This is a genomic window from Desulfosarcina sp. (genome assembly GCF_055467485.1).
This window is the reverse complement of the sequence record NZ_JBUOIV010000042.1, coordinates 14,335-40,307: the sequence shown is the minus strand read 5'-3', so window position 1 is coordinate 40,307 and position 25,973 is coordinate 14,335. Positions and strand designations below refer to the sequence as shown.

General features: G+C 57.6%; 23 protein-coding genes. 3 read left to right on the top strand and 20 right to left on the bottom strand.

What is annotated here, in order from left to right:
• The first annotated feature begins 153 nt into the window (after nucleotides 1-153).
• Entirely contained in the window at nucleotides 154-465 is a 312-nt protein-coding gene (locus ACZCED_RS17655; RefSeq protein WP_464861326.1) for a hypothetical protein, read from the top strand.
• Here the strand turns inward: ACZCED_RS17655 and ACZCED_RS17650 are convergent.
• The 7 genes from ACZCED_RS17650 to rsxC form a co-directional block, all read right to left on the bottom strand.
• Nucleotides 407-1,288 (bottom strand): response regulator, encoded by an 882-nt coding sequence (locus ACZCED_RS17650; RefSeq protein WP_464861325.1) that lies wholly within the window; start codon nucleotides 1,286-1,288, stop codon nucleotides 407-409. The genes ACZCED_RS17655 and ACZCED_RS17650 overlap by 59 nt on opposite strands.
• A 562-nt stretch (nucleotides 1,289-1,850) precedes the next feature.
• Nucleotides 1,851-2,762, bottom strand: a complete 912-nt coding sequence (locus ACZCED_RS17645) for an RnfABCDGE type electron transport complex subunit B (protein ID WP_462970278.1) — start codon at nucleotides 2,760-2,762, stop codon at nucleotides 1,851-1,853.
• Complete coding sequence (locus ACZCED_RS17640) at nucleotides 2,750-3,595, bottom strand: electron transport complex protein RnfA (RefSeq protein WP_462970277.1); 846 nt, start codon at nucleotides 3,593-3,595, stop codon at nucleotides 2,750-2,752. The genes ACZCED_RS17645 and ACZCED_RS17640 overlap by 13 nt, the downstream gene beginning before the upstream one ends.
• Nucleotides 3,592-4,230, bottom strand: a complete 639-nt coding sequence (gene rsxE, locus ACZCED_RS17635; protein ID WP_462970276.1) for an electron transport complex subunit RsxE — start codon at nucleotides 4,228-4,230, stop codon at nucleotides 3,592-3,594. The genes ACZCED_RS17640 and rsxE overlap by 4 nt, the downstream gene beginning before the upstream one ends.
• A complete protein-coding gene (locus ACZCED_RS17630; protein ID WP_464861324.1) occupies nucleotides 4,223-4,912 on the bottom strand; it encodes an FMN-binding protein in 690 nt (229 codons plus the stop codon). The genes rsxE and ACZCED_RS17630 overlap by 8 nt, the downstream gene beginning before the upstream one ends.
• 2 nt (nucleotides 4,913-4,914) lie before the next feature.
• Complete coding sequence (locus ACZCED_RS17625; RefSeq protein ID WP_462970274.1) at nucleotides 4,915-5,892, bottom strand: RnfABCDGE type electron transport complex subunit D; 978 nt, start codon at nucleotides 5,890-5,892, stop codon at nucleotides 4,915-4,917.
• Between the two features lie 43 nt (nucleotides 5,893-5,935).
• Nucleotides 5,936-7,300, bottom strand: a complete 1,365-nt coding sequence (gene rsxC, locus ACZCED_RS17620) for an electron transport complex subunit RsxC (protein WP_462970273.1) — start codon at nucleotides 7,298-7,300, stop codon at nucleotides 5,936-5,938.
• Nucleotides 7,301-7,798: 498 nt separating this feature from the next.
• Here rsxC and ACZCED_RS17615 point away from each other — a divergent pair, with 498 nt between their 5' ends.
• The gene (locus tag ACZCED_RS17615) at nucleotides 7,799-8,746 is read left to right on the top strand and encodes a universal stress protein (RefSeq protein ID WP_462970272.1); all 948 of its coding nucleotides are present in this window, start codon (nucleotides 7,799-7,801) and stop codon (nucleotides 8,744-8,746) included.
• A 14-nt stretch (nucleotides 8,747-8,760) separates the two neighbouring features.
• On the opposite strand, the gene ACZCED_RS17610 is transcribed toward ACZCED_RS17615, so the two are convergent.
• Nucleotides 8,761-10,404 (bottom strand): HEAT repeat domain-containing protein, encoded by a 1,644-nt coding sequence (locus tag ACZCED_RS17610; RefSeq protein ID WP_464861323.1) that lies wholly within the window; start codon nucleotides 10,402-10,404, stop codon nucleotides 8,761-8,763.
• Between the two features lie 201 nt (nucleotides 10,405-10,605).
• Here ACZCED_RS17610 and mutY point away from each other — a divergent pair, with 201 nt between their 5' ends.
• On the top strand, nucleotides 10,606-11,679 hold the full coding sequence (mutY, locus tag ACZCED_RS17605) for an A/G-specific adenine glycosylase (RefSeq protein ID WP_464861322.1): 1,074 nt from the start codon (nucleotides 10,606-10,608) through the stop codon (nucleotides 11,677-11,679).
• Nucleotides 11,680-11,754: 75 nt separating this feature from the next.
• On the opposite strand, the gene ACZCED_RS17600 is transcribed toward mutY, so the two are convergent.
• From ACZCED_RS17600 to ACZCED_RS17545, 12 genes are all read right to left on the bottom strand, one after another.
• Nucleotides 11,755-14,505, bottom strand: coding sequence for a PAS domain S-box protein (locus ACZCED_RS17600; RefSeq protein ID WP_462970269.1), 2,751 nt, complete (start codon nucleotides 14,503-14,505; stop codon nucleotides 11,755-11,757).
• A 312-nt stretch (nucleotides 14,506-14,817) separates the two neighbouring features.
• Nucleotides 14,818-15,309, bottom strand: coding sequence for a SoxR reducing system RseC family protein (locus ACZCED_RS17595; RefSeq protein ID WP_462970268.1), 492 nt, complete (start codon nucleotides 15,307-15,309; stop codon nucleotides 14,818-14,820).
• A gap of 17 nt (nucleotides 15,310-15,326) precedes the next feature.
• Nucleotides 15,327-16,487, bottom strand: coding sequence for a protein-disulfide reductase DsbD family protein (locus tag ACZCED_RS17590; protein ID WP_462970267.1), 1,161 nt, complete (start codon nucleotides 16,485-16,487; stop codon nucleotides 15,327-15,329).
• A gap of 121 nt (nucleotides 16,488-16,608) precedes the next feature.
• Nucleotides 16,609-18,954, bottom strand: coding sequence for a thioredoxin domain-containing protein (locus tag ACZCED_RS17585; RefSeq protein ID WP_464861321.1), 2,346 nt, complete (start codon nucleotides 18,952-18,954; stop codon nucleotides 16,609-16,611).
• A 37-nt stretch (nucleotides 18,955-18,991) separates the two neighbouring features.
• Nucleotides 18,992-19,375, bottom strand: coding sequence for a rhodanese-like domain-containing protein (locus ACZCED_RS17580; RefSeq protein WP_462970265.1), 384 nt, complete (start codon nucleotides 19,373-19,375; stop codon nucleotides 18,992-18,994).
• A 288-nt stretch (nucleotides 19,376-19,663) separates the two neighbouring features.
• The gene (gene hisG / locus ACZCED_RS17575; RefSeq protein WP_462970264.1) at nucleotides 19,664-20,512 is read right to left on the bottom strand and encodes an ATP phosphoribosyltransferase; all 849 of its coding nucleotides are present in this window, start codon (nucleotides 20,510-20,512) and stop codon (nucleotides 19,664-19,666) included.
• A 244-nt stretch (nucleotides 20,513-20,756) separates the two neighbouring features.
• Entirely contained in the window at nucleotides 20,757-21,020 is a 264-nt protein-coding gene (locus ACZCED_RS17570) for a phosphoribosyl-ATP diphosphatase (RefSeq protein WP_464861320.1), read from the bottom strand.
• Between the two features lie 349 nt (nucleotides 21,021-21,369).
• Nucleotides 21,370-21,837, bottom strand: coding sequence for an MOSC domain-containing protein (locus ACZCED_RS17565; RefSeq protein WP_464861319.1), 468 nt, complete (start codon nucleotides 21,835-21,837; stop codon nucleotides 21,370-21,372).
• Nucleotides 21,838-21,983: 146 nt separating this feature from the next.
• Entirely contained in the window at nucleotides 21,984-22,625 is a 642-nt protein-coding gene (gene metW / locus ACZCED_RS17560; RefSeq protein WP_462970261.1) for a methionine biosynthesis protein MetW, read from the bottom strand.
• The gene (gene metX, locus ACZCED_RS17555) at nucleotides 22,609-23,772 is read right to left on the bottom strand and encodes a homoserine O-acetyltransferase MetX (RefSeq protein WP_462970260.1); all 1,164 of its coding nucleotides are present in this window, start codon (nucleotides 23,770-23,772) and stop codon (nucleotides 22,609-22,611) included. Before metX ends, metW begins: the two co-directional genes overlap by 17 nt.
• Nucleotides 23,765-24,157 (bottom strand): helix-turn-helix domain-containing protein, encoded by a 393-nt coding sequence (locus tag ACZCED_RS17550; protein ID WP_462970259.1) that lies wholly within the window; start codon nucleotides 24,155-24,157, stop codon nucleotides 23,765-23,767. Before ACZCED_RS17550 ends, metX begins: the two co-directional genes overlap by 8 nt.
• A gap of 211 nt (nucleotides 24,158-24,368) precedes the next feature.
• Nucleotides 24,369-25,736 (bottom strand): sigma-54 interaction domain-containing protein, encoded by a 1,368-nt coding sequence (locus ACZCED_RS17545; protein ID WP_462970258.1) that lies wholly within the window; start codon nucleotides 25,734-25,736, stop codon nucleotides 24,369-24,371.
• Between the last annotated feature and the right edge of the window lie 237 nt (nucleotides 25,737-25,973).

Below are 25,973 nucleotides of genomic sequence, written 5' to 3'. Positions count from 1 at the left end.
GAATATCGGTCCAAACGTTTCCTGCAAAGCGATTGGACATTGATTGCAAACATTTTAACTAATAAAGAGACGATAGGAACAGTAACGGTTGCTTATACGGAAAGGCGGCCGGATTGTTTCAAGGGTCCCTACTTGGAAGAGGAGGTTTTTCTATTGGAAGCCATCGCCAGTTTGATAGGCCAAAGCCTTGAACGAAAAACCTTGGAGGAAGAGAAAACCAGACTATATATAGAACTTCAGAACAATTACGAAAAAAGCGCAAAAGAATCCTTTTGTTTTTGCGCAACAGGCGCCATGGGCTATGCTTATCAATTCAATCGTGGCAAATCAAAGCATCGGAAAAAAGTTCATGCAAATCGTTCAGCAGGCGTTAAATTAGGCTCCGAATCGCTATTGGACCTTTTCTTTACTGATCTGACCCGAAGCAACTTTTCGCCAGTTTTAGCAAACCATCCATCTGAATAGGCTTTTTTATATACCCCTTCACCTTGTGCTTCACCGCCATCATTACTTCCTCTTTTTTCGATGTAGATGTCAGCACAATTATCGGGATCGAAGCATTAATTTCCCTGATTTTGGCAATGGACTCAAGCCCTCCCATTTTAGGCATAATTAGATCCATTATGATCAGATCCGGCTGATCTGATTGGGTTCTCAGGAACCCCTCCAGACCGTTTTCTGCCTGGCTTACTTGGCTACCTTGCTTTTCGAACTCGCTGGTCAGTAAAAAACGAATCATCTTTGAATCATCGACAACCAGCACCTTCTTATCTTTTAAAGGGCTTTTTTCGGTTTCTTCCAGACTGGTTAGTATTGTTATCTGGGATTTATTTTTAAGCGACCACGTGACCGAGTGGAGCAACACTTCTTTGCCATTTTTATCATCAAAGCTTAATTCTGAGACAAATTCAGGTGGAAAAAACTCTGCGCTCATACCGAGCTTATCCCATTCGGTGATCACCTTTCCTGCAACAGTGTTCATGAATTCGAATAGGATATCAGTTGTCATTTCGTCCATTTGGTCAACTTCTGGCATGCCCATATGTTTGGCAATTGCCGCAGCCAAGCGAATTGCCATAGATTCTTCATTGAACCCCAATATAAACCGGCCCTCAAAGTTCTCTGCTTTGTTTTCATAGGGAATTACGACGGCAGTTCTGAATTTTGTCTCGGCAAGAGGCGGTTCAATTTTATTAATATTGACGCCAACTGCCCTTTCGCCGGTCATTTCTTGGTAAACCTGAAAACAATGTTTCGCCATTGCTTGTATGTAATTATCAATTCCCACCAGGTCCTCCATGAACAAACTTTACTGAAAAATGATTAGGAAATAATTGGCTACATAAACGACACTTGCCTCAACATGCTGACGCCACGGCTATCCCTTTATATCGGATTTAAATCCATTATCTTTATTAGCTATTTTGATATGAAATAATGAGCTGTTAATATAGTGAGTTATGTGATTTTTAAAGTTCCTCCGGTCCGGCGGAGTTATGGCCAGATATGTCACAGGGCGATAAGATGGCAGCCTCGGAATCCAAAAAATGAGACGAAATGCTTCTCAGGCTAACGGAAAATTTTCGTGACCAAGAATTTACGCTATGGCTATCCCCATAAAATCGGCCACTAATGGAATTTGGCATACCTTGATAATCAATGAAAATAAGATTAGTTCTGAGCGCCACTACATATGGGGGGTAGTGATTACACAACAGGAAGTGAATATAGCTGATAAATCGGTCGCGTGGTCACGTATCGACAATAGGACCAGTTTGGCTCAATTACAGATAGCATCATTTTTAGATGACAGGGGCTCTTTAGCCTTGAATTATACAGGCATCGATGAATTACCCTCTCCACTCCGTATCGTCCACACTGGTCTTGAAATCGGGCTCGACCACATCGGGCAGTTCCTCCCCGGCAACGGCGAGGATGTCCTTGTCGGATGGGGTCCCCACGAATACCAGCCGGTTTCTGGGGCATTTCTTGGCCGCCACCAGACCGGACGTCAGGTTCTCCAGGGTGTAGTTGTCGTAATTGATGGTTGACAGGTTGTTGACCACGGTAAACATGCCCGATGTGCGTTCGCAGGCCTTGCAGCCCAGGCAACCGACCTTGCATACCGACTTGACGTCCTTGCCGGCATCGTGGTTGGAGCACTCCACCACCAGCATGCGCTCGCTTTTAAAGGGCGCCATGGTAATGATGTTGCGGGGGCAGACCTTGGCACAGGCGCCGCAGCCCACGCACGCCTCGTAATCCACCCGGGCCAGCCCGTCTTCAACATGGATGGCGTCATAGTTACAGGCCCGGGTGCAGTCACCGAACCCAAGGCAGCCGTAGGTGCACCCCTGGACATCGGTCACCAGGTTGGCCGGCCCGCAGCGCTGCTCACCGAGGTAAGGGCTTCGCCCCAGCCGGTCGATGTATCGGGCGCCGCAGTGGACCACCGGTCGCCAGGGATAGCTGACGGTGACCGCCACCCCCATCACCGCCGCCAGTGCTTCCGCGCAGCTTTTACCGCCCACGGTGCAAAGATTTACCGCTTCATCATCCAGCACGACGGCCTCGGCATATTCGCCGCAGCCCACGTATCCACAGCCGCCGCAGTTGGCACCGGGAAGCGCGTCGATGGCGGCATCCACCCGCGGATCCACCTCCACATAAAAGGCCCGGTTGGCCCAGCCCAGTAAAAATGACAGAACCAGTCCCATGACGAGCATGGTGGCGGCGGCCAGTCCGATAATTACCCAGGACATGATTCCCCCTGGCGTACATAGGCCGAGCCGTCAGCCGGCGTTGAAACCGGGTGAACGTCCTCGGTCCCAGAAAGGGTATTCTCTTGCAGTGATGCAGGCGATGACACGGATGGGGTCGTTTCAGTGGGGGTCGGCTTGGCGGTCATGGCCTCCCGGAGCCCTGAATCGACCCCGGTGAATCCCATGAACGCCATGGCCAGGATCCCTCCCACCACCAGGGTGATGGCAGCCCCCTTAAATGGTTTGGGCACATCGCACAGCTCCAGTTCCTCCCGGATACCGGCCATGATGACGATGGCCATGGTAAATCCCACCCCGCCAAAAAAGGCCAGGGTCAGGGCCCGGCCCAGGTCCCACCGGTCCGCCGGATTGTCGGCCCCTACCACGTGGCTCATGATGGTCAGACAGGCGAACAGGATGGCGCAGTTGGTGGTGATCAATGGTAAAAACACGCCGAATGCCTTGTATAACAAGGGGAAAAACCGCCGCACGTACATTTCCACAAACTGCACCGATGCGCTAATGGCGAAGATGTAGACGATGTAGCTCAAAATGGTCAGATCGACCCGGGCCGCTGTCTCGGCGGGCATGAAGAGGCTGGCCGCCAACCGGGTGAGCGGGGCGCCGGGCATGAGCACGAAGGTAGTGATGGTCCATGAGATGAAAGCGGCAATGGTGATGACGAAAGTCACCGCAGCCCCCATTCCCACGGCCATGCCCACGTGCCGGGAAACGCCGATAAAGGGGCAGATGCCCACGAAATAGTATAGGACGAAGTTGTTGATCAGGGCTGCACCCAGGGCAATGAGCAGGATGTCGATGAGGTAATTCATGGGTTTGATTCTCCCTGAGCGCGCTTTTTACCGCCTTTCCGGGCGGCGAGCCAGTTGACGGTCCCCAGCAGCAGGCCGAAGGTGAGAAATGCACCGGGTGGAAGGACCATGATGGTCCAGTCCGGCCAGGCCGCCGGCATGACCCGCAGCCCCAGCAGGGATCCGGCTCCCAGAATCTCCCTGATGGCGGCAATGCTGGACAGGGCCAGCCCGAATCCCAGGCTCTGGCCCACGGCATCGGCCGCAGCGACAAAGGCCGACTGTTTGGAGGCACACACCTCACAGCGGCAGATGATGATGCAGTTGACGATAATCAGCGGGATGTAGGGTCCCAACGTCTTGCTCATCTCATAGAGGTAGGCGGCCAGAAAGCGATCCGCGATGGTCACGAAGGTGGCGATGGTCAGTGTGAAAACAACGATGCGCAGGTGCGGTTTGAGCAGGTTGCGGATCAGGCTGGTGATCACGTTGGCGCACAGCAGCACGAACCCGACGGCCCCGGCCATGGTGATGGCCGCCATGAGGCTGTTGGTCACCGCCAGGGTGGGGCACAATCCCAGCAATTGGCGGTAGACCGGGTTCTCCGGCAGGATCCCGTTGATGAACCGCTCGGCGGCAGTGGGCTGATCAGCCATTGTGATTACCCCCTTTCTCCGGGGAAGGCGGTGGGGGGGTCAGCGGATTTCGCAGGTCCCCGATGGCCGTGTTGACCATGGCGGCCACACTTTTGGATGAGATGGTGGCACCGGTCACCGCATCGATTTCACCGGGCCGGGAGGCTCCGGTCTTGATCACGACCAGGGGCCGGTCCGCCGGGGCATCGACGAACTGGCTGCGCCATGCGTCGGTGATGATCTTGTTGCCCAGGCCGGGGGTCTCCTTCTGCTCCAAAACGAACAGCCCGGTGATGCGGCGACAATCAGGCGAAAGCCCCAGCAGCAGTTCGATGGTGTCCGCATAGCCCTGGCCCCTGGTTTTCACCACCCACCCTTTCAAATCGCCCTGGTAGCGCGCCTCGTAAACGCTGTAGTACTTGTCACGGTCCGTCTTGCTCACGGTCACCTGACGGGGAAGTATCTCCAGCGCCTGCTCCTCGCCGGCCATCTTGGCGGCCAGGAATTTGCCCAGCACGAGTTCGGGTACCTGTTCCAGGGTTTCATTGCGTTTGTTGCTCTCGATGACCGGCCCCAACACCAGTTGCACACTCGCCAGGGAAACACCGAACACCACGGCCAACACCAGCACGAGCCACGCCTGGACAAGATTGCTCGATTTCAGGCCACCGGTATTTTTTTTGTTCTCGATATCCATCGTCATCGTTATTTACCACCAAAGGGCGTCGGTATCGTCCACCGGTTGATCAGCGGCGTCAGGGCGTTCATGAACAGTACCGCAAACATGACCCCTTCCGGGTAACCGGAGAAAAGCCTCAGCAGCATGATCAGCATGCCGGTGCCCAGGCCGAAAATGAACTTGCCCCGGGGGGTGAGCGGACTGGTCACCGGGTCCGTGGCGATGAAAAAGGCCCCGAAAAGCAGCGACCCGCCCAGGATATGGTGAAGCACCGTCCACCCGTCCGCAGGGCCGGCCAGATCGGCCGCGCCGCCGATGATGAGCACGGCAAGGAGCAGCCCTGCGGGAATTTCCCAGGAAGCGGTGCGCCGCACGAGCAGATAAAGCCCTCCCATCAGGCAGGCCAGGGCACTGGTCTCCCCCAGGCTGCCGTTGGTGGTTCCCCAGAAGAGGTCGGCCAAGGAGGCGACCACGCCGTTCATTTTATAGGCGTTCATGGGGGTGGCCTGGGAAATGGCGTCCACGGCGCTGCGCATGTCTTCGAATCCCGATGCGGCCAGTGCGCCGGCAAAGGAAATCATGACGAATGCGCGGCCCACCATGGCCGGATTGAACAGATTCATGCCCACCCCGCCGAAAATGGTCTTGCCGATGCCGACGGCCACGAAGGCGGCGATGGTTCCCACATACCAGGGCGCCGTTCCGGGCAGGGACATGGCCAGGATGATGCCGGTAACAATGGCCGAACCGTCTTTCAGGGTCGACGGCCGACCGCGCATCTTCACGAAGAGCAGTTCCGCCAACAGGCATCCGCCCAGGCAGACGGCCAGTTGGAACAGGGCGTAGCCGCGGAAGACGAACAGGGACATGGCCACCACCGGCGCCAGGGCGATCATGACATCCACCATCATGCGTCGGGTGCTGGAGGCTGTTTGAACCAGATGGGGGGACGGCGATACGTGAATGACCGGAGCCGTCGCCTTGGTCTGATCAATGGGCTTCACCTTGTTTTCCTGCATGTTCGTTTGATCTTGCATATCCCCGCCGTCAACTCCGGTCCGCGGCCGCCAGACGGGCCTTTCCGGCCCGGATCAGCTGGACCAGCGGAATGTGGGCCGGACACGTGTACGCACAGGATCCGCACTCGAAACAGGCCATAATATGGTATCGCCGGGACAAGGCGATGTCCTGATGCCTGGATGCCATGGCAATTTTTGTGGGCACCAGGTTCATGGGGCATACATCCACACACTTCCCGCAGCGGACACAGGCGGTCTCCTCCCCGGACCTGACTTCGTCGCGGGTCATCACGGTCAGCCCGCCGGTGCCTTTGGTAACCGGTGTATCGAGATTGGAGAAAGCGAATCCCATCATGGGGCCGCCGGCCACCAAGCGGACGGCGTCGGGCGTCAGGCCGCCGCAGAAATCGATCAGCGCACCGAACGAAACACCGATGGGTGCCAGCACGTTGGACGGATTGACGATGCCGCCGCCGGTGACACTGATCACCCGATGCGTCAGGGGTTTTTTATTGATCACGGCCCGGGCAACGGCAGCCATGGTCCCCACATTGCTCATGGCCACGCCCACATCCGAAGGCAGACCGCCCAGGGGCACCTGGCGTTTGATCACCGCCTGGATCAAATGCTTTTCGCTGCCCTGGGGGTATTTGGTCTTGACCACGGCTACCTGAATGCCGGTGCCTTCCGCCGCCTTCTTCAGCGCCGCGACGGCCGGCGCCTTGTTGTCCTCGACGCCGATGACGACCCGCGTGGCCCCGACACTGCGCCCCGCCAGCAGGGCACCGGTAATGATCGGCACCGGCGCCTCCACCATGAGCCGATAGTCGGAAGTGAGGTAAGGCTCACACTCGCAGCCGTTGACGATCAGGGTGTGGATCGGCTTCTTGTCGCTGGGCGTGATCTTCACGTGGGTGGGAAATGCCGCGCCCCCCAACCCCACCAGCCCGCCGTCGTTGATATCCCGGCTGATCCGTGACGGATCATAGGCATCCAGTCCGGTGATGGGCCAGTTACCGCCAAAGATCTCATCCCAGAGATCCCGGCCCGAGGGTATCTCCCCTTCGGTTTTGATGGGCAGGGTGTCCATGTGCCGGCCGTTGGCCAGGGTCATTCTCACCGGACGCTGGACGATGCCGGGGACCGACGCATGCAGGGTCGCAGAGACAAATGAACGGCCCTTGCCGATGGTCTCTCCCCACTGCACGGCCTGGCGGGGGTTGACGACGGGTTCACATGGACCACCGATATTCTGGTGCAGGGACAGCACGACCGTATCCGGTGTTGGCATCACCCGGATCGGTGAATCTTTGGAGAGGTCTTTACAGCCCGGTGGGTGAATCCCGTGGGCAAACGTGCCGCTGCCCGCGTAACCTTCCAGCTTCAGCCCCATGACCGCACCATGAATTTCATTTTTTTTGTGACCACCATTTCAAAGCCCCTGAAACACAAAAAGATTTCCACAGAGGAAATCTTTTCAAAACCGATCCGTTCTCGTTCGTTTGCGAAAATATGATTTCTTCCCGGTTAAATGTCAAGGATCAAATCATCCCGCCCCCTGCATGGGGACGCGCTTTGGCATCCATTTTTCGTCACATCCGTCACGCATGTTTTTTCAACGTTGTCTTCGGCCGGCACCCAATTACAGACGATGCTACGGTCACTTATATCCCGCCGCTAAACGGTTTCCATTGACCTTAGTCAATTTACACGCCTCCGTCGATTCAATCCGCCCGTTGATCGGTTGGCTGGCCCCATACCTTGGCGACACGTCTGATACGACGGTTTACGGTGTTGACGGGTATCCGTTGAAGCGATACTATCTGCGTCGCTGGCAGGCTCAGGTTATATTTTCTCAGCCGTCTCGAACAACTTGCCCAAGAGGTTTTGCATGCAGGATAGTGCGCCCCCCCATAAAGTCCTGGTAGCCATAGACGGCAGCGAACAGTCGCTGCGTGCCATCCGCTATGCCGCCAACGTCTTTCCGCCGGACCGCACCCACATCGTCCTCTTTCATGTGCAGGCCCAGCTGTTCGATCTGTTTTCAGACCTGGACGCCTACCCCCACTACAAGCGCCGCGTCACCGGACTGAAGCGATGGGCCACCGAACAGAAGATGGACATCTCCAACACCATGGACAGCGCCGTGGTCTACTTCAGGCAAAAGGGCTTTGCCGAATCGGCCATCAGCCTCAAGACCCCGGCCGGGAAACTGGGAATCACCCAGGACATCATCAAAGAGTCATACGACGGCTACCATGCCATCGTCGTCGGACGCACCGGTTGGAGCCGGTTCAAAGACTGGCTGATCAAGAGCACCGCCATGAAACTGGTTGCCAAGATCAAGCATATCCCCGTGGTGGTGGTGGGCGGCCAGCCCGACGCGAAAAATCTGCTGGTGGCCTTCGACGGCACCCATGGGGCCATGCGGGGCGTGGCGTGTGTCGCCGCCCTGGTGGGGACCTCGGATCATCAGCTGCAGCTTTACAGCATGATCAGCCACGAGGGAAAATTCTGGGTAGGCGACGAGGAGTTCTTCATCCCTGAACATACCGACGATCCAACGGAAGCGGTCAAGCACCGCATCGGCCCCCACCTGGAGGAGGCCCGCAGCAGACTGCTGGAAGAAGGAATGGCTCCGGATCGGATTTCCATCAAGATCCACGCCGTGGAGCGGGACCGCGCCCCCCACATCGTCCAGGAGGCCATGGACAACCATTTCGGTGGCGTCGTCCTGGGCCGCAGGGGGTTGATTACTTTTATCGATGAGTATTTCATCGGCCGGGTCAGCGATCGGGTGCTCAAGCTGGCCGACCAACTGGCGGTGTGGATCATCTAACGGACGATCGCCGCCTATTTTCCCGCCAACCTTCCAAGATCCACCAGCACCTTGCTCAAATCCTCGGCAGTGAAGGGCTTGTGAAGAATCGCATTGACACCAGCCGTGACAGCGGCCTCGTTGTCCTGGGTCTCGTTCTGGGTGGTCACCATCACGATGGGCAAGGATGCCTTGTCGAACTGCCGGCGAACCTCCCTGATCAATTCAATTCCATTGATATGGGGCATGTTGAGGTCGGTGAAGATAAAGTCCGGCGGATCTGACTTGAGGGCTTTCAACGCCTCGGCCGGGAATTCAAAGAGTTTCGGTTCGCAACCCAGACTGTGCAGCGCACCGCGGTAGATGTTCAAAATCATTTTTGAATCGTCAACGGCAAACACCTTCAGGGCGGGCCCTGCATCGACGCTGGCCTCGTCCTCGATCCTGCCCGCAAGACTGCCGTATCCGTTTTTGTGCATCAGTCCGACAAAGTGGCTGCGAACATCCGGGTGAGCTTCCCGGCAGAGATAATCCACCGCGCAGGCCTGGAAGGTCTCTTCTTCCAGAAGCCCCATAAAAATCGTCTCACAACCGGCGTTGAGCACCGTCTCGGTGACCTGTCGGGTCTCCGTTTCTCCAGCCCGGATCAGATTTTTCAATCCCGCCGCAAGCATGGAGTTATAATTGCGATTGATCGCTCCGGCCGCTGCCGCCCGCACATTTTCAACCGGGTCGGACAGGCCCTGGGCCAGTGCGACGGCTCCCTTTTCCACCGGCAGCATTCCCAGCGCCTCATAGGCGGCAAACCGCACGTTGGCATTTCTGGGTTCGTTGTGCAGCAGTTTTCGGATGGGAACGATGGCACTCTCGTCGCCGAGTTCTCCCAATACATTGAGCGTGTGAATGAGAAGATCCGGGTCATCATGGAGCAAATTGCCGATCAATACGGGCACGGACTTGCCTCCCATGTCCCTCAAACGCTGTTTGGAAGCATTTCGCAGGTGGGCGTAATGGGAGGATAGTCCTTCGTTGAGCCGTTCGATGGCCTCGGGGCTCTGATCGGCGGCGAAAACGTCCAGGATCATGACGTCCAGGTCCGGGTCCGTGCCCAGCTTTTCCGCCAGCCGCTGGAAAGCAGTGGGGCTGGCCAGTCGCCCCAGGGCATAGATGGCGGCGATCGTCAGTTCCAGGCTGCCGGAGTAAAGATATTCCGATATGGGGGTTATGGCCGACGTCTCACCGATCATCCCCAGAGAAGCGATGACCGCTTTGATGACCATCTCATCCTCGTCTTCGTTGAGGATGCCCATGAGCTGGGCGGCCGCTCCTTCCAGTCCGATTTCACCGGCCACCTCCACCAGCACCACGCGATTCTCCCGCTTGCCCTCCCGGGAGAGCATGGAAAGAAGCATGTCGGGATGGTACATGGATTTGGCGTAAAGGATCTCCTTGAGTTGGGGATAGATCCTGGCCAGTTCCCGTTGATCGGCCACCAGATTGACAATCAGCGGGATCGCAAATGCGTCGTCGGCCCGGTTCAACTCGAAAAGAGCCATTTTACGAACGCTATCATCCACAGCACCAATCTTGGACAGAACCAGCTTGGCCTTGATCAGATCCTTTTCGCGAATATCGAAGCGCAGTTCTTCCAAAAAATCGCTGGCATTTATCTCCGGCATGGTCAATTCGTCCTTTCTTGGGCCACCATTCGCATGCGGTATGGCCATCGCCGTTCAACAAAAGGCGTTTGTGTCGTTTCGCGGGACCGCGGATAGAGGTGTTATCGCCGCTTTTTACCGATACTTTATCCAACAGCTGGCTGGACCGGGAATTTTGTGGTACATGCGCACCCTGGTCCTAATCATACGGGGACGTTATCCATGAAACCGGAAATGTTAAGGAAAAAACTGCTCGGCTGGTATGCAATCCATCGACGCCCTCTACCCTGGCGGACGACATCGGATCCATTTGCCATATGGGTCTCAGAAGTCATGCTTCAGCAGACCCAGGTGGCCACCGTCATACCTTATTACCACCGTTTCATCGATCGATTCCCCACGCCCGCGCGTCTGGCCGCGGCCGACATTCAAGAGGTACTCAAGCTGTGGGAGGGCTTGGGATACTACTCGCGCGCGCGCAACCTGCATCGGGCGGCCGAGGTGGTAACGGCCCGGTTCAATGGCACGGTGCCCGATGACCCAGAGGCATTCCGTTCCCTGCCCGGTGTGGGGGACTACATCGCCGCCGCCGTCCTGAGTATCGCCTTCGGTCGGGTATTCCCGGTGGTCGACGGCAACGTCAAGCGGGTGCTGTCCCGCCTGTTGGAGATGGATACCCCCGTGAACAAAAGCGGCTCCCACAAGGTTTTCAGTAAACCGGCCATGGATCTCATCTGCCCGAAGCAACCGGCAGACTTCAACCAGGCCATCATGGAACTGGGCGCGCTCGTCTGCCGCCCCAAAACTCCGGATTGCGAAAACTGTCCGCTTTCCGACCTGTGCCTGGCAAACCGGCACCACACGACCACAGACTACCCCAAGCGCAATGCAGCCCGGAAAATCCCTCACCGGCACATGGCCATCGCGGTGATTCGGAAAAAAGGTAAAATGCTGGTGGTCCAGCGGCCGATGGATGGGTTTTTAGGCGGATTGTGGGAATTCCCGGCCATACCGACCGGCGATGGGCCTACGGACCGGAAGGGATTTGAACCAATGATGGCGCAGGAGACCGGCCTTACGATTGCGGTAGAGCGTCGGCTGACAGGGATCCGGCACGCCTATACGCATTTCACGCTCACCGGCGATGTCTATCTGTGCCGTCACCTGGCCGGTCGGGTGCGTCTGAGAAGCGCTCCGCGCCATCGATGGGTGACGCTCCGGTCGCTGAGGCGCCTGCCCCTGCACAAAGCCAACCATAAATTCCTGGATGCCCTGGAGGCCGCTCTATGTCCGTAGAAAAAAACGAATGGTCCTGGCAAAGCCCCGAGCGGTCGACGCGATCTTCCGTCCTCGGCCAGCAACTTTGAGCTTTCAGCCTCGGGCACCCGGATGATCCAGCACATCGCGGATGGTTTGGGAGAGTTCCTGAACCGTTACCGGTTTCATCAGGAGCGCGCGGATGCCCAATGACGATGCCACGTCCGATGAGAGCCGCTTGCTGAATCCGGTACAGATGATAATCGGGATGTCGATTCGGTGGTGCAGAATCTGCGCTGCCAGCTGGTCGCCGGTCATACCGGGCATGGTCATGTCGGTGATGATCAGGTCGAAGCCATCCGGCTGCGATTTGAACGTTTCCAGGGCCTGGGAGGCATGTGTGGTGCCAACGGCATCATATCCAAGATCGCTGAGCATCTCCACACCCACTTTGACCAATAGCTCCTCGTCGTCTACAAAAAGGATGCGTTCAGTCCCCCGGGGATAGGCGGCCGGCTGGCTGGACACCGCCTCCGCAGGGTTTTCCAGCACCGGGAAAAGTACCCGGAATACCGATCCTTCACCCGGCACGCTGTCGACGAAAATACGGCCATGATGATCGTTGACGATGCCGTGCACCGTCGCCAGCCCCATTCCCGTTCCCTCGCCCACCGACTTGGTGGTGTAGTAAGGATCAAATATCCGGTCCATCACCGATTTTTCCATTCCGGAACCCGTGTCTTCAACGGAAAGCTGCAGGTACCGTCCGGGTGGGAGATCATTATCACTTGCTGCCGTGTTGTCCTCCATCAGGCGGTTCTCTAACGACACGGTCAACTTCCCGCCGCTGGCCTCCATGGCATGGGCCGCATTGGTGCACAAATTCATCAGCACCTGATGAATCTGGGTCTGATCGGCCATGACGGTTCCCAGGCTGGAGGGTATCTTCTGGACGATCTCGATCGTGGAGGGGATCGAGGCGCGCAGCAGCTTCACCACCTCCTTGAGCACGATGGCAATATCGCAGGGAACCTTCTGGGATTTGCCCTGCCGGGTGAAGGTGAGAATCTGTTCCACCAGCCCCTTGGCCCGCTCACTGGCCTTGAAGATGTTACTCACGTATCCCTGGACCCGGACGTTGTCGGCGGTGTGCATTTGGGTCAGTTGGGAATACCCCAATATCGCCCCAAGGATATTGTTGAAATCGTGGGCGATGCCGCCGGCCAGGGTGCCGATGGCTTCCATCTTCTGCGCCTGCTGCAGCTTCAGTTCCAGGTGCTCCCGCTCGGCCTCGTATTCTTTTCGTTCACTGGTGTCGATAATGATGCCTACCATCGTCTCCGGCTGGCCGTCCTTATCGTAGCGCACCACCTTGGCCTTGGTGTGAAACCACTTCCATTGACCCTGGCTGGATTGCAGTTTGAATTCATGGTCGAACATCGGAGCATGGCCGGTCACGTGCCGGCTGAATTTGAGCTCAATTTCCTGCCAGGTTTCCGGGGAGGTTTTTTTGCGGATAAAATCCAAGTCCTCGGCCAGGTCCGACTCGCTGTACCCCAGCAGGGTATAGATGCGTTCGTCGACACGGAACGAACGCGTTTTCAGATCCAACTGCCAGATCCCGGCGCCGCTGACATCCAGGGCCAGCAGGAGCCTGTCTTCACTCTCCATCCTGGCGGATTCGTTTTGCCGCTGCTCGGTGATGTCCCTGGCGATGCCCTGAGTGCCCACGAAGACCTTTAGACCGGACTCGCCGGAAACGTAGAGCCCCTCGGCATCCACCAGAAAAACGGGATCGCGCTGCGCCGACGGCGGGTCAGCCTGCTCCCGGTTGCCGTAATCTCCAAAGGCATGGATGGCCAACCGCTGGGTGCTTCGAGCGCCGGTCCGCCGCTCGCTGATCCGGTATCGGGCAATCTCCCAGTCATCTTCATGAATGTATTCGAGAAAAGGCCGACCAATCAGTTCTTCAGGGGTCACCCCGTAACGCCGTATCGCATCGCTTACAAAAGTAAAACGCCCCATGGTATCCAGTCGATAAATCACATCGGGGGTCGATCGGATAATCGAATCCAGTTCCTGCTGTGAGCTTAACAGGGCAGATTCCGCATCCCGGTGCTCGACGATTTCCTTCTCGAGGCGTCGGTTGACTTCTCTTAAGGACTTTTCCCGCCGCCGAATCCGGTCTGCCATCGTGTTGAAACGGGAGGCAATCGTCCGGATTTCCAGTTGGGGCGCCTGGAAGTCGACAAAATCGTATTCCCCCTTAGATATCTGCTCGGTGCGCAGGATCAGCTGGTCTAACGGAGAGATGAGAAACACCTTCAATACGATCCGCAGGGTGACAAGGAGTACCAGGGTGACGGCAGCCAGGGTGATCAGGCTGAACCACATGAGCTGGTGCTGCGTCTCCCGAAAGCCTTGTTGGTTCAGGGCGATTTCGAGATGGCCGACCACCGTTTCACCATGCATGATATCGGCTCTTTCCTCTAGTGCACGGGCAAGGTTGTCGCGGTGCCTTTCAAAAAATACCGTTCCCTCATGGTCCGTTACCTTCAGTTTTTCCACCAGGTCATTTTCGAAAAACGAGTTGCAGATTTTTTGAATACCCTCCTCGTCGATATTCCAGAGGGAAAGTTCAAGCGAGTCCTGCAGGTAGTCACTGAATGACTTCAGGGTTTCGGCACTCTGCAACTCCGCTTTGTGAGACATGTATCCGTAAGTGAAAGAAACGACCATGGCAAACACAGTGGCCACCACGACGAGGATGCTCACGATCAGGTCGCGGGACAGTGTCCGGCCCTGGCGGCGCTTGGGTTGAGGCGGGAACGGTTCGGTATCCTTCCGGGATATGGCTTCGGGCATGGCTGCTATGATTTCGTGTTAGGGATCGCTAAAGGCAAATACCTGACCCATGGGAACATATCGGCACCTTGGCGTCCGGGCAACAGTTTTTTCTGCCATGCAGGTAAGAAATACGAATTCACGGGTTCCGGCAGGGGCTCATGGTCTGCCGATCCGCCGCAACCAGCCGGTCAAGTGCGGCCGATTGCCGTAGAAAAAGGATTTTTTGAAGGATTGAAGATCGATTTTCAGTTCGCTCGCCAACCCCGCCGCAAGCGACGGGCAATGCACCCACCATGTCTCTTCTTGGGGACAAGAATGGTTGTTAAGCTTCTACTTGGCGCCACAACCGCACCCTGCCGACGGACCCGCAGACAAGGAAACCGACCGGGCGTTGACGATTCGGGTGATGACCGGCGTGACCGGCCGGGCTGCCGACCAGATCCGCGAAATGGTAACCGAAAGCACAAACCCCAGGATGAATCCCGCCAGACCGAAGACGATACTGTGGCCGCTGTCGGCACCATCCGCACCGCCATACACAAACGCACCGGTGAAGGCGCCAGTCAGCATCCCGAATACGGGCACCAGATAAAGCACCGCCATGCGGGACAGGAGGGCACCGGAAGCCACCGTCAGCGTCACCCGGTCCCCCACCGTCGCTCCGATCGGATTGAGGGCCGTCGTCTTTTCGGTCTGGCCGGCGCGACCGCCGTGGCATTGGGAGACAGCGCTGCAGCTGCCGCATCCCTGGCCCTTTTCCGCCACCACCGCAGCGCGGCCGTCATTGCCCGCCTCTACCACAAAACCGATTGTCTGCGCCATCACTGACCTCCGCGGCCCTAACCGTCAATCGACCGTAGCACCTCGACCAGGGTGTCGGCTCCCACCATCCCGGTGTAACGCTGGACGGGCTGGCCTTTTTTATCCAATACCACAATATATGGAATCGCGCGACCGCCGAAACGGTCGAAAATCGCCCGCCGCTGTTCATCCACCTGGGTGAGGTCCACTTGCAGGGCAATGACGCCCATGGTTTCAATGGTCGCCAGCAGTTTATTATCCTTGAATGTGGTCCGTTCCATGGCTTTGCAGTTAATGCACCAGTCGGCGGTAAATTCGACCAGGACGGGGTGGCCGACGGCTTGCTCGAGGCGCTGGTCGGAAAATGCCTGCCAGGCAATGCCCTCACTGCCATCATCCAGGGATATGCTCCGAAAGCCGGCCACCACCACAATGGCCACGGTCAGGATCAGCACCGGCCTCAGTTTGGCCCGTTTACCGCTGGTGAACAGGATTACCAGCCAGGCGCCGATCGCTCCCACCAGCGCCATCCAGCCGGCCTGCCATACTAAAGGCGACAGAAATCCCTGGATAAAAAAAAGACTCCCGGCCAGCAGCACAAAACCCAGGAGCGTTTTGAAGTTTTTAGCCAGTCGGCTGGAAAAAGACAATCGGCTCAGCAGGCCTGGCCAAAGCAGCAGAATCAGGTAGGGAAAGGCCAGACCGGTGCCGATGGCGCTGAAGATGACCATGGCTTCCTGGGGCGATCGGGTGGCTGAAAATGCGAGCACCGACCCCAGAAACGGTCCCGAACAGGGGGTGGAGAGCACCCCGGCCAGGGCACCGGTGAAAAATGCACCCAATTGGCGGCTCGTGGGCACCCGGTAAACAGCCTGGGGCAGCCGCCAGGACCACCCGGTAAACGTCGCCATAGCCGCGGCAAGCAAAAAAAGGGACAGCAGGAGTCGGAACCAGGGATGCTGAAACTGCTGGCCCCACATCAATCCGAAGCCGACGGTAACGGCACCCAGAACAATGAAAAAGGCCAGGCTGCCGGCCAGCAGGGCAACGGCGGCCATGGTTCGTGAACCGGTTGTGCCGGTCGTTTCGCGCAGCAGCGCCTGGACTTTGAAAGGGATCACCGGCAGCACGCAGGGCATGAAATTCAAAATCATGCCGGCGGCAAAGGCGACGGCAATCTGGGACACAACCGTTTGCATTATCAGACCCTCACTCCGGTACGACGTTGGGACCGGCTTGGCAAAAATCAAGACCGCAGCCCGCCACGCCAACCCATGCAGCAGACCTAGTTGATGCTGCTCCACCTCGATATTGCACGATTTACGAAGCCGTCAACTGATTCATCATCGCATCACCGGTGGTTACCGGCAGCTGGCAGGCACCGTTCCGGCACACATAGGCGGTGGTCTTGCCGCCGGGAGCACGTTTTTCCATGAACAGGGGGGCTCGTCGCGACAATTGCCCGGCGCGTGATTCGGAAACGATCATCACCAGGCTGCCGGGAAAAAAAGCGGTCCGCAGGCGATCTGCGAAGGAGGCGGCACTGCCGCCCTCGGGAGTGACCACGATCACCTGGTGGGGCGGATGCAGAAAATCTTCCAGGGCCAGCAGCATCTCGCCGAACGCCGACGGATTGGCTTCGATAATGGCTGAAAAAGCGCTGAATCCTCTCTCGGCCCGCTTTAAAAAGGATGGCTCCAAGGTCAGGGCGTTCAAACGCAGCAGATTCATCAGGGCCACGGCGTTGCCCGAGGGGAGGGCGCCGTCGAAGACCGGCTTCTCGCGCGCGATCAGCGCCTCGTGATCGTCGGCAGTCATGAAAAAGCCGCCGTATTCAGGGTCATCGAACCGATCGGCCAGGGTCCGGTCCAGGTCGACGGCACGCGCCAGCCAACGGAGGTCGGCGGTCGCTTCAAACAGGTCCAGCAGCGCGGCGATGAAAAAGGCGTGGTCATCCAAAAAACCGTTTCCGGCGGCGGAACCATCCTTGAAACTGCGCTTGAGCCTGCCGGAGACAAGCATCCGGGTCAGAATAAAGTCCGCCGCCCGCCTGGCCCGGTCGAGATAAGCCGCGTCGTCCAGGGCGAACCCGGCACGGGCGAAGGCAGAGATCATCAACCCGTTCCAGGCGGCAATGATCTTGTCGTCCCGCAGCGGCGCAGGACGCGCTTGGCGGCGAGCATAAAGTGCCGCATTGATTCGTTTCACGTCGGCTTCCAGCTGTTCCGTTGACAGCCCCAGCTCACCGGCCGCGGTGCCGAGCTCCCGCTGCAGGAACAAGATGTTTCTGCCCTCGAAGTTGCCGCTGGCGTCAGCCCCGTAGACCACCGCGGCCATCCGGGCATCAGCGGCCCCGAGCGTGTCGCTGAGTTCTTCAAGGGTCCAGGTGAAAAACCAGCCTTCCTCCAGACGTCCGGAAGGCGTCAGGCTGTCCGCATCGGTGGCGGAGAAAAACGCCCCGTCCGGCGAGGTCATCTCGCGGGCTACATAATCCAGGGTATCAATGGCCACCTGCCTGAATCGCGGGTTCCCCGTGGCTTGCCACCCCTCGATGTAGGCCGGTACCAGCAGCGCGTTGTCGTATAGCATTTTCTCAAAGTGGGGAACCAGCCACCGGGCATCGGTGGAATAGCGGTGAAAGCCACCGCCCACCTGGTCGTTCATGCCGCCGGCAGCCATTTTTTCAAGGGTCAGCGCGGCCATGTTCAGGCTGCCCGCGTCACCGCTGCGCCGGTGGTGCCGCAGCAAAAGTCGAATCGGCAGGGAGCTGGGGAATTTGGGAGTTCCGGCGATCCCGCCGTGCACGGCATCGAAGCGGGCCTTGCCGGAGGCAACGGCACGCTCCGTCACACCGTCCAGAGGCAGGCGGCCACCGTCAGCCGGCGTCAGCATCTGCCGCACCGTCCGGGTGAGTTCGCCGGCGGACCGGGCAACCAGGTCCCGCTTTTCATCGTAGCTCTGGCGAATTTGTTTGAGCATCGTGAGAAAGCCCACCGGCGAGCCGCGGTCGCCGTCCCGGGCCGGGAAATAGGTCCCCCCGTAAAAGGGCTCCCGGTCCGGGGTCAGCCACACAGTCATGGGCCACCCGCCCCGGCCGGGAATGGCCTGGACAGCACTCATGTAGATGGCGTCCACATCGGGCCGCTCTTCACGGTCGACTTTGACGGCAATATAGTTATCGTTGATATACCGGGCAATCTCCTCGTCTTCGAACGACTCTTCCTCCATCACGTGGCACCAATGGCAGGTGGAATACCCCACCGAAAGCAGCACCGGCCGGACCAACTGCCGCGCGGTGGCGAAGGCCTCATCCCCCCACGGGTACCAATCCACCGGATTGTGGGCATGCTGCAGCAGATAGGGGCTGCTCTCCAGAAACAGCCGGTTGGTGTAGATGGCCCTGCCCTGACCGTCGAGGTGACGGGTTCGGGGGCGATAGGCACCGCTCCGCTGCTGAGCCATTTTTCTGATTTTATTCTCCAGAGTCATTTTGCCGTCGCTTTCGCCGGGAACGACCATGGCCGGATGGCCTTCCGACAAACCGGCCGCCGCACCATGGTCAACGGGTTTGTCTGCACAGGCACTGCCAAATACAATCAGGGCGATCAGGCCGCCACCAGCCAACATCGCTCTGGAAATTTTCCTGCGCGGCCGGTTGAAAGCCATATGCCCTTTTTCATTGACATGCCCGATAGAGCCCTGATTATCGAACCAGCGGATACTTTTCCCGTGACCAGCCGATCACGCCGGTATCCATATGATAGGCACGGCGAAAACCCAGTTTTTCGAAAATAGCCAGGCTTTTTCCACTGCGGTTGCCACTGCGGCAGTAAATCAGATAGGTCTTTTCCCTGTCCAGGGCCTTGAGCCGTTCCACGTAATCACTGGAATAGTAATCGAGCAATAATGCCCCTTGGATGTGGCCATCCTGGAACTCTTTGGGCGTGCGGATATCCAGCAGCACGACATTTGGGTCGTTTTGATGCCGGTCGAGCAGCGTCTTGAATTCGCGGGGCGAGATGGCCTGCACAGCCGCATTGTCTGCCGATGCCATGCGGGTGTGCGCGCCGATCAGCAGAACCAGCATGGCTGCAATCCATATCGATGGTCGTCTCTTCATGGTCCACCCATTTTTTGAAATCATCCGTTGGCGCTCAACCCATTGCGAGTTGTTTTCGCACATACGAGCCGCCACATTGTGGTAATGATACGAATCGATTCTGATTTTTCAATGCGGGATGAGGCGGGATGGCAGCGTTGAACCGGAGCACTGGCGGTCAATGGCGTCGCCGACCTGAAATATGGCCCAACGCCGATGCATACCGAATCGTGGCGTTTGGAAATTTACTCCGGATAGTTTATTAATCGGGCGGTTCTAAATCCGGCAGGTGCGGATGTCGGTGACGATGATTCCCTTGGCCCCGATTTTGCTGAGGCTGTCCATGATCTGGTTCACATCCCGCTTTTTGGACATGGATTTGACCGCCACCCACCCTTTCTTGCTCAATGGGGAGACCGTGGGCGACTCGATGCCCGGGGTGATCACGCAGGCCACCTCCAGCATGGATTCGGGGATATCGTACTCCACCATCACGTACTCCCGGGCCACGACGATACCGCGGATCCGGTCCAGAAAGGTGTGCACCCGCACCCGTTGTTCAATGTCCCGGGTCCGGGCCGCCAGGATGGCTTCGCTTTGCAGCAGCGGGTCCCCAACCACCTTGAGCCCGGCCGCCTTGAGGGTTCGGCCGGTTTGGACCACGTCGGCAATGGCGTCGGCCACCCCCAGGCGGATGGAGATTTCCACCGCCCCGTCCAGACGAATCACTTCGGCATCCACGCCCTGGCGCGTCAGGTCTTCGACGACCAGCCGGGGGTAGGAGGTAGCGATGCGCTTTCCGGCAAACTGGCCAGGGACCAGGTCCGATTCTGAGGGGACCGCATAGTGGAAATCCGACCTGCCGAATCCCAGGGCCATCAGTTCCACCACCTCCGCCCCGCTGTCCAGTGCCAGGTCCCGGCCGGTCACACCCATGTCCAGTATTCCTTCACTGACATAGATGGCGATATCTCGGGGCCGCAGAAAAACGAACTCGACCTGGTTGGTGTTGTCGAACACGACGAGTTCGCGGCTGTATCGGCGGCAGTTGTAGCCGGCCTCGCGGATCAGCTGAACGGCGTCTTCGGAGAGCGACCCCTTGTTGGGCAGGGCGATTTTGAGCATCGTTGGCAACTTCCTTTAAATATTACAATTTATATATAATTTTAAAAGCTTACCTGAGGATTGTTAGCTGGATGTGAGCCGTCGAGATAGTTGTCGGTCAACAGAGCCGGTTTCAAAACGTCGCAGTTCGGTCAAGATCAAGGTGGGCGATCATTTCAACCGGAGGCGTAGCAGCGCTACGTCGAGGATTGAAATGTGAACCCAACGCCGATATTGATTGAAATGGGGTGTTTTGAAATTAGCGCTAAAGGTGGCGGTAGACATCCTCCAGCTCCAACCCGCAGGCGATCATCATCACCTGGACGTGGTAGAGCAGTTGGGATATTTCTTCGGCGGTGCGTTCCCGGCCCTCGTGTTCGGCCGCCATCCACGATTCACAGGCCTCCTCGATCACTTTCTTGCCAATGGCGTGAACACCGTCCTCAAGCAGACGAACGGTTCTCGACCGGGGGTCCTTGCGAGCGGCCTTGTCCTTGAGTTCGGCAAACAGCGCTTCAAATGATTTCATCGAGAGGGCATTCCTTCCGGACGCCGCCATCCACTTTGAACTGACGCGGAGTCCGACGGCGTCTGATTGTCGTGTTCTTTTTCGACCTCTCTTAACAGAAAAACCGCTATCTCACAATGCTTGGCAGCCGCATCCGGCCGGTACCCAGGGTTGGTTGAAGGGAGTGAGGGCCCATAAAAAGGGGGGGCGGCTCTGCTGTTGTGGGGTATCGTAGCAGAGCCGCCAAGGGTAGAGGGATTGAATAATACATATGGGGTGTTGAGTACAAGATAAACGGATCGATGATCCCTGTCAAGGAAAAAATACCACATTGTGGTAATTTTTTTGTCGGCGACGAAATGCCGATGGATTAGATCGAAGGCGAATGGCCGGCCATGTCGACCGATGTCCCCATCACCTCGATGGAATCTCCGCAGGCAATCTCCCCCCCCCGGATCACCCGGGCGAAAACCCCCTCGCGGGGCATGATGCAGTCCCCTGCCTGGTAGTAGATGGCACAGGGCTTATGGCAGGTCTTGCCGATCTGGGTGACTTCGACGATGACCGTCGTTCCCAGCTTTACCTGTGTCCCGACAGCCAGATTCGTCCAGTCGATGCCTTCGGTGGCCACATTTTCGGCAAAATCCCCGAAATCCACATCCAGTCCCTTTCCCCGGGCGCGCTGAATGCTTTCCGAGGCCAGGAAGCTCACCTGGCGGTGCCAGGGGCCGGCATGGGCATCCCCGTCAAGACCATGGTTGAGAATCACCCTGGCCCGGTCCACGAGGGTTTTTCGGGTTCCTTTTTTGCGACTGACGGCAATGGATACAATCTTCACGACTCCTCCTCGATGCATGCAAAAAAATCGATGCTCCTATGGTTTCGTATTCAATCCGAGATCAAGGCTTGCCAGTCCCGAGGAAGGAGGCGTTCGGGTCGTACGCCGCAATGAAGAGGGATGAAGCGTAACGCAGACGTCGGACTTTATAGGGAACTGTCCTCCTTGGCAATCAGAAACAGGCCATACGTGGCAAACAGGTCGGAAAAAAACCGAACCGTCTTTCCGGAGCGATCCTGTCGGTCTGTGTTGATGCCCACCTCTTTCAGGATTCTGAATCCCACCTGCCGGGCGTATTGCCTGAAATCGGACAGGGTGATCACCCGGATGTTCGGCGTATCGTGCCACTGGTAGGGCAGCTGCGGCGTCACCGGCGCGTGCCCCGTTAAGGCCAGCATCATCCGCACCCGCCAGTGGCTGAAGTTGGGAAAGCTCACCACGCTCCGTCGGCCGATGCGCAGCATCTCCCGGATCAAGGGCGCCGGGTCATAAATTTGTTGCAGGGTCTGGGCCAGGATCACGTAATCGAAAACATCATCCGGATAGTCCCGGACCTCTTCGTTGATGTCTCCCTGGAGCACGGTCAACCCCCGCTCGATGCAGCGGGCCACGCAGCTCTCGTCTATGTCGATGCCGGTACAGACCGCATTTTTGCGCGTTTTCAAATGATGCAGCAGCGTGCCGTCACCACATCCCAACCCGAGCACCCGGGCCCCTTGTGGAATCCAGGAGGCCACCAGCCGAAGGTCGTAGCGAATACCGTTACCTGCATTACAGGTCGTTGTCACCGTCCAGAAACCCTTTCATGATGCCGGAAAGGCGGTCGCTGGGGAGCAGGAAGGCATCGTGCCCCCACTGGGCCTCGATTTCGCAAAAGCTCACCGCCAGGCCGTTTTTTTTCATGGCCTTGACCATGGCCCGGGACTGGTAGGTCGGGTAGAGCCAGTCTGAGGAGAAGGAGAGCACCAGGAACCTGGCCCGTGCGCCGGCAAAGGCCGCCACGGCAGACCCGTCGCCGTAATGACGCTCGAGGTCGAAATAATCCGCCGCCTTGGTGATGTAGAGAAAGGCATTGGCGTCGAACCGCTCCACGAACTTGCGGCCCTGATGGCGCAGGTAGCTCTCCACCTGGAAATCCGCATCGAAATTGAACGAAAAATCGGCCTTGTCCTGAAGCCGCCTTCCGAACTTGAGACGCATGGATTCGTCGGAAAGATAGGTAATATGCCCGATCATCCGCGCCACGGCCAACCCCAGGTCCGGTTTCTTCCCGTCGTGGTAGTCACCGCCGTTCCAGTTGGGATCGGCCATGATGGCCTGCCGGGCCACTTCGTTGAAAGCGATGGCCAGGGCGCTGTGCCGGGTGGTGGTGGCCAGGAGCACGGCGGATTCGACCCGGTCCGGGTAGCGCACACTCCATTCCAGCGCCTGCATGCCGCCCACGGACCCGCCGATCACCGCGCGCAGCCGATGCACGCCCAGATAATCCATGAGCTGCTTTTGGGCGTCCACCATATCCGTGATGGTGACTACCGGGAAATTCAAGCCATATGGGTTGCCGGTGGCTGGATCGATGGATGCCGGACCGGTTGACCCCATGCAGCTGCCTAAAATGTTTGTGCAGATCACGAAATGGTTGTCGGTATCGATTCCCTTTCCCGGCCCCACCATGAAATCCCACCAGCCAGGCTTGTCGTCGCTGTCAGTATAGGTGCCCGCAACATGGGCATCACCGGATAACGCATGCAGGATCAAAATTGCATTGGACCGGTCTTCGTTGAGACGGCCGCAGGTTTCATAGGCGATGGTCACGGGCCCGATGGCGGCACCACAGGCCAGGGTCATGGATGCCGGGGGATGGGCGAAGGTGAATGTCCGCTTTTCCACCATGCCCACGGATGCGCCCTGCTGATCGTGCTGGATATACTCACTCATGCTTTAATTTGGCCAGGGTGGTCCTGAACACATCACAGGTGCGGCACAGCTTCATCTTCTCCTTCCAGGAATCGTGGACATTTCCATCGCAAATCGTGCCGTTGATGAACCAGCACAGGTCACCGGTGGAAAATTCCCAGGCCGGGCACTGTTCCCGCTGCTCCTGGGGACACGAGCGGATATCCCAGCAGGGTTGGGCACCGTGGTTGCCGCACAATTTACGGGTGATCAGAAAATAGAGTTGGCGCTCGACGTGGACGGGGATCGTTCGCCAGCCCTGCTCATAACTGTGGATCGCCTTGATCGAAGTCCCCAGAAGCTGGGCCATCTGTTTCTGGGTTTTCTCCAGTTTCTTCCGCAATGCACTGAACTCTTTGTCTTTCATGGCTTTCCGCCTCTAGGTTCCAATTCCTTAATTGCTGCAACCGATGGCTGCATTCAAAGGGCCGCCCCCTACCACGACCAACGCTAGGCCCAGGACCCGCAGGAAATGGGAAACTAACATGTCGTATTTACGAGAAAATAATTAAAATTGTACACATCTGCCACATCGTGGTATGAATGTCAACTTATTTGACGAACCCGGCGAGTCCGGGTCAACCCACATCCTGCTTGATGTCGATTCCGAACTTCTTCATCCGTTTCCACACGGTCACCCGGCTGACCCCCAGCATCTTGGCCGCTTTGGATTGATTGCCCCCGGCCTCCCGCAGCACCTGGATCAGGCTTTCCCGATCCTTGACGCACCCGGGGTCCAGGTCGCAGACCGCCTTTGGATCGAAGGTGCCGTGAACGATCTTGTGAGGCAGGTGCTGGGTGCCGATGCCCCCGCTCTGGCAGAGGACGAAGGCGTACTCGATGGCATTGCGCAACTCGCGGACATTGCCCGGCCAGGCGTACTCCGTCAGGGTTTCGAGGGCGTCAGGAGTGAGCCCGATGATCTTCTTGCCGCTGCTGGTCGCATTTCGCCGGATGAAGCTCTGGGCGATCAGGGGGATGTCCTCCCGACGCTCGGAAAGGGGCGGACAGTGCAAGGGGAAGACGTTGATCCGAAAATAAAGATCCTCCCGGAACAGGCCCTTTTCGATTAACGATTCCAGGCGCTTGTGGGTGGCGGTGATTATCCTGACGTCCACGGGGATGGAGCGGTTGTCCCCCACCCGCTCGATCTTGCGGTCTTCCAGGACACGCAGCAGCTTGATCTGGATAGCAGGAGGGATGTCGCCGATCTCGTCCAGAAAAATGGTCCCCTGGTGGGCGGCTTCGAAACGACCCACACGTGTGCGGTCCGCACCGGTATAAGCGCCCTTCACGTGACCGAACAGTTCGCTTTCCAGCAGGTTTTCGTTCAAGGCCGCACAGTTGACCTTGACGTAGGGCTTGTCGCTGCGTGCGCTGGCCCGGTGGATGGCCCGGGCCACCAGCTCCTTGCCGCTGCCGCTCTCGCCCTGGATCATCACCGGTGTGTCGGACTGGGACACATTTTCGATGGTCTCGAAAAGGTTCAGCATGGCCGGGGATTTTCCCAGGATACCGTGGTACCCCTCATCCAGGTGAAAGGTCTTGCGCAGGTTACTGATCTCCTGCTGCTGGCGGATCTTCTCGGTGATGTCGGTCAGTGTCTCGACGGCACCGATGATGTCGCCCGCTTCGTTGCGCAGCACCGATGCACTCTTGATGATGTGCACCGAATGGCGGTCCTTGTTGGTGATCAGGCATTTTTTTTCCCTGATGGACCCCCGGTTGAAAAGACCGCACCACTGGGGGCCTGCCCCTTGACCGATGATTTTGCATCCGGTACAATTCAGTATTCTGCAGGACTTCCCGATCAATTCATCGGCACTGTAGCCGGTGACCCGCTCTGCTGCTGGATTAGCCGCAATAATTCTACCCATCGGATCCACAACCATCAGACCGTCCTGCAGCGTGTCCACAATGGTTTTCCAGTATCTGGCAATATCCATGACGCCTCCGCTCAAGTGTTAACCCTGTCAAGGCAACATGCTAACCCGTTAACTTAACACTTGTTAACTTAAACGGTTTCAGGCAATTTTGCAAGCATCTTCAAAACATATGGTTTTTTGTTTTATTTCTTGTGGTTACAGATTTTTTCATTCAATTCGGGCCTCTGGCATACCCGTTGCTCAGAAGTTGTTGTTAAGAATAGATGAAAAATTGTTAACCAATTCCACAAGGAGGAA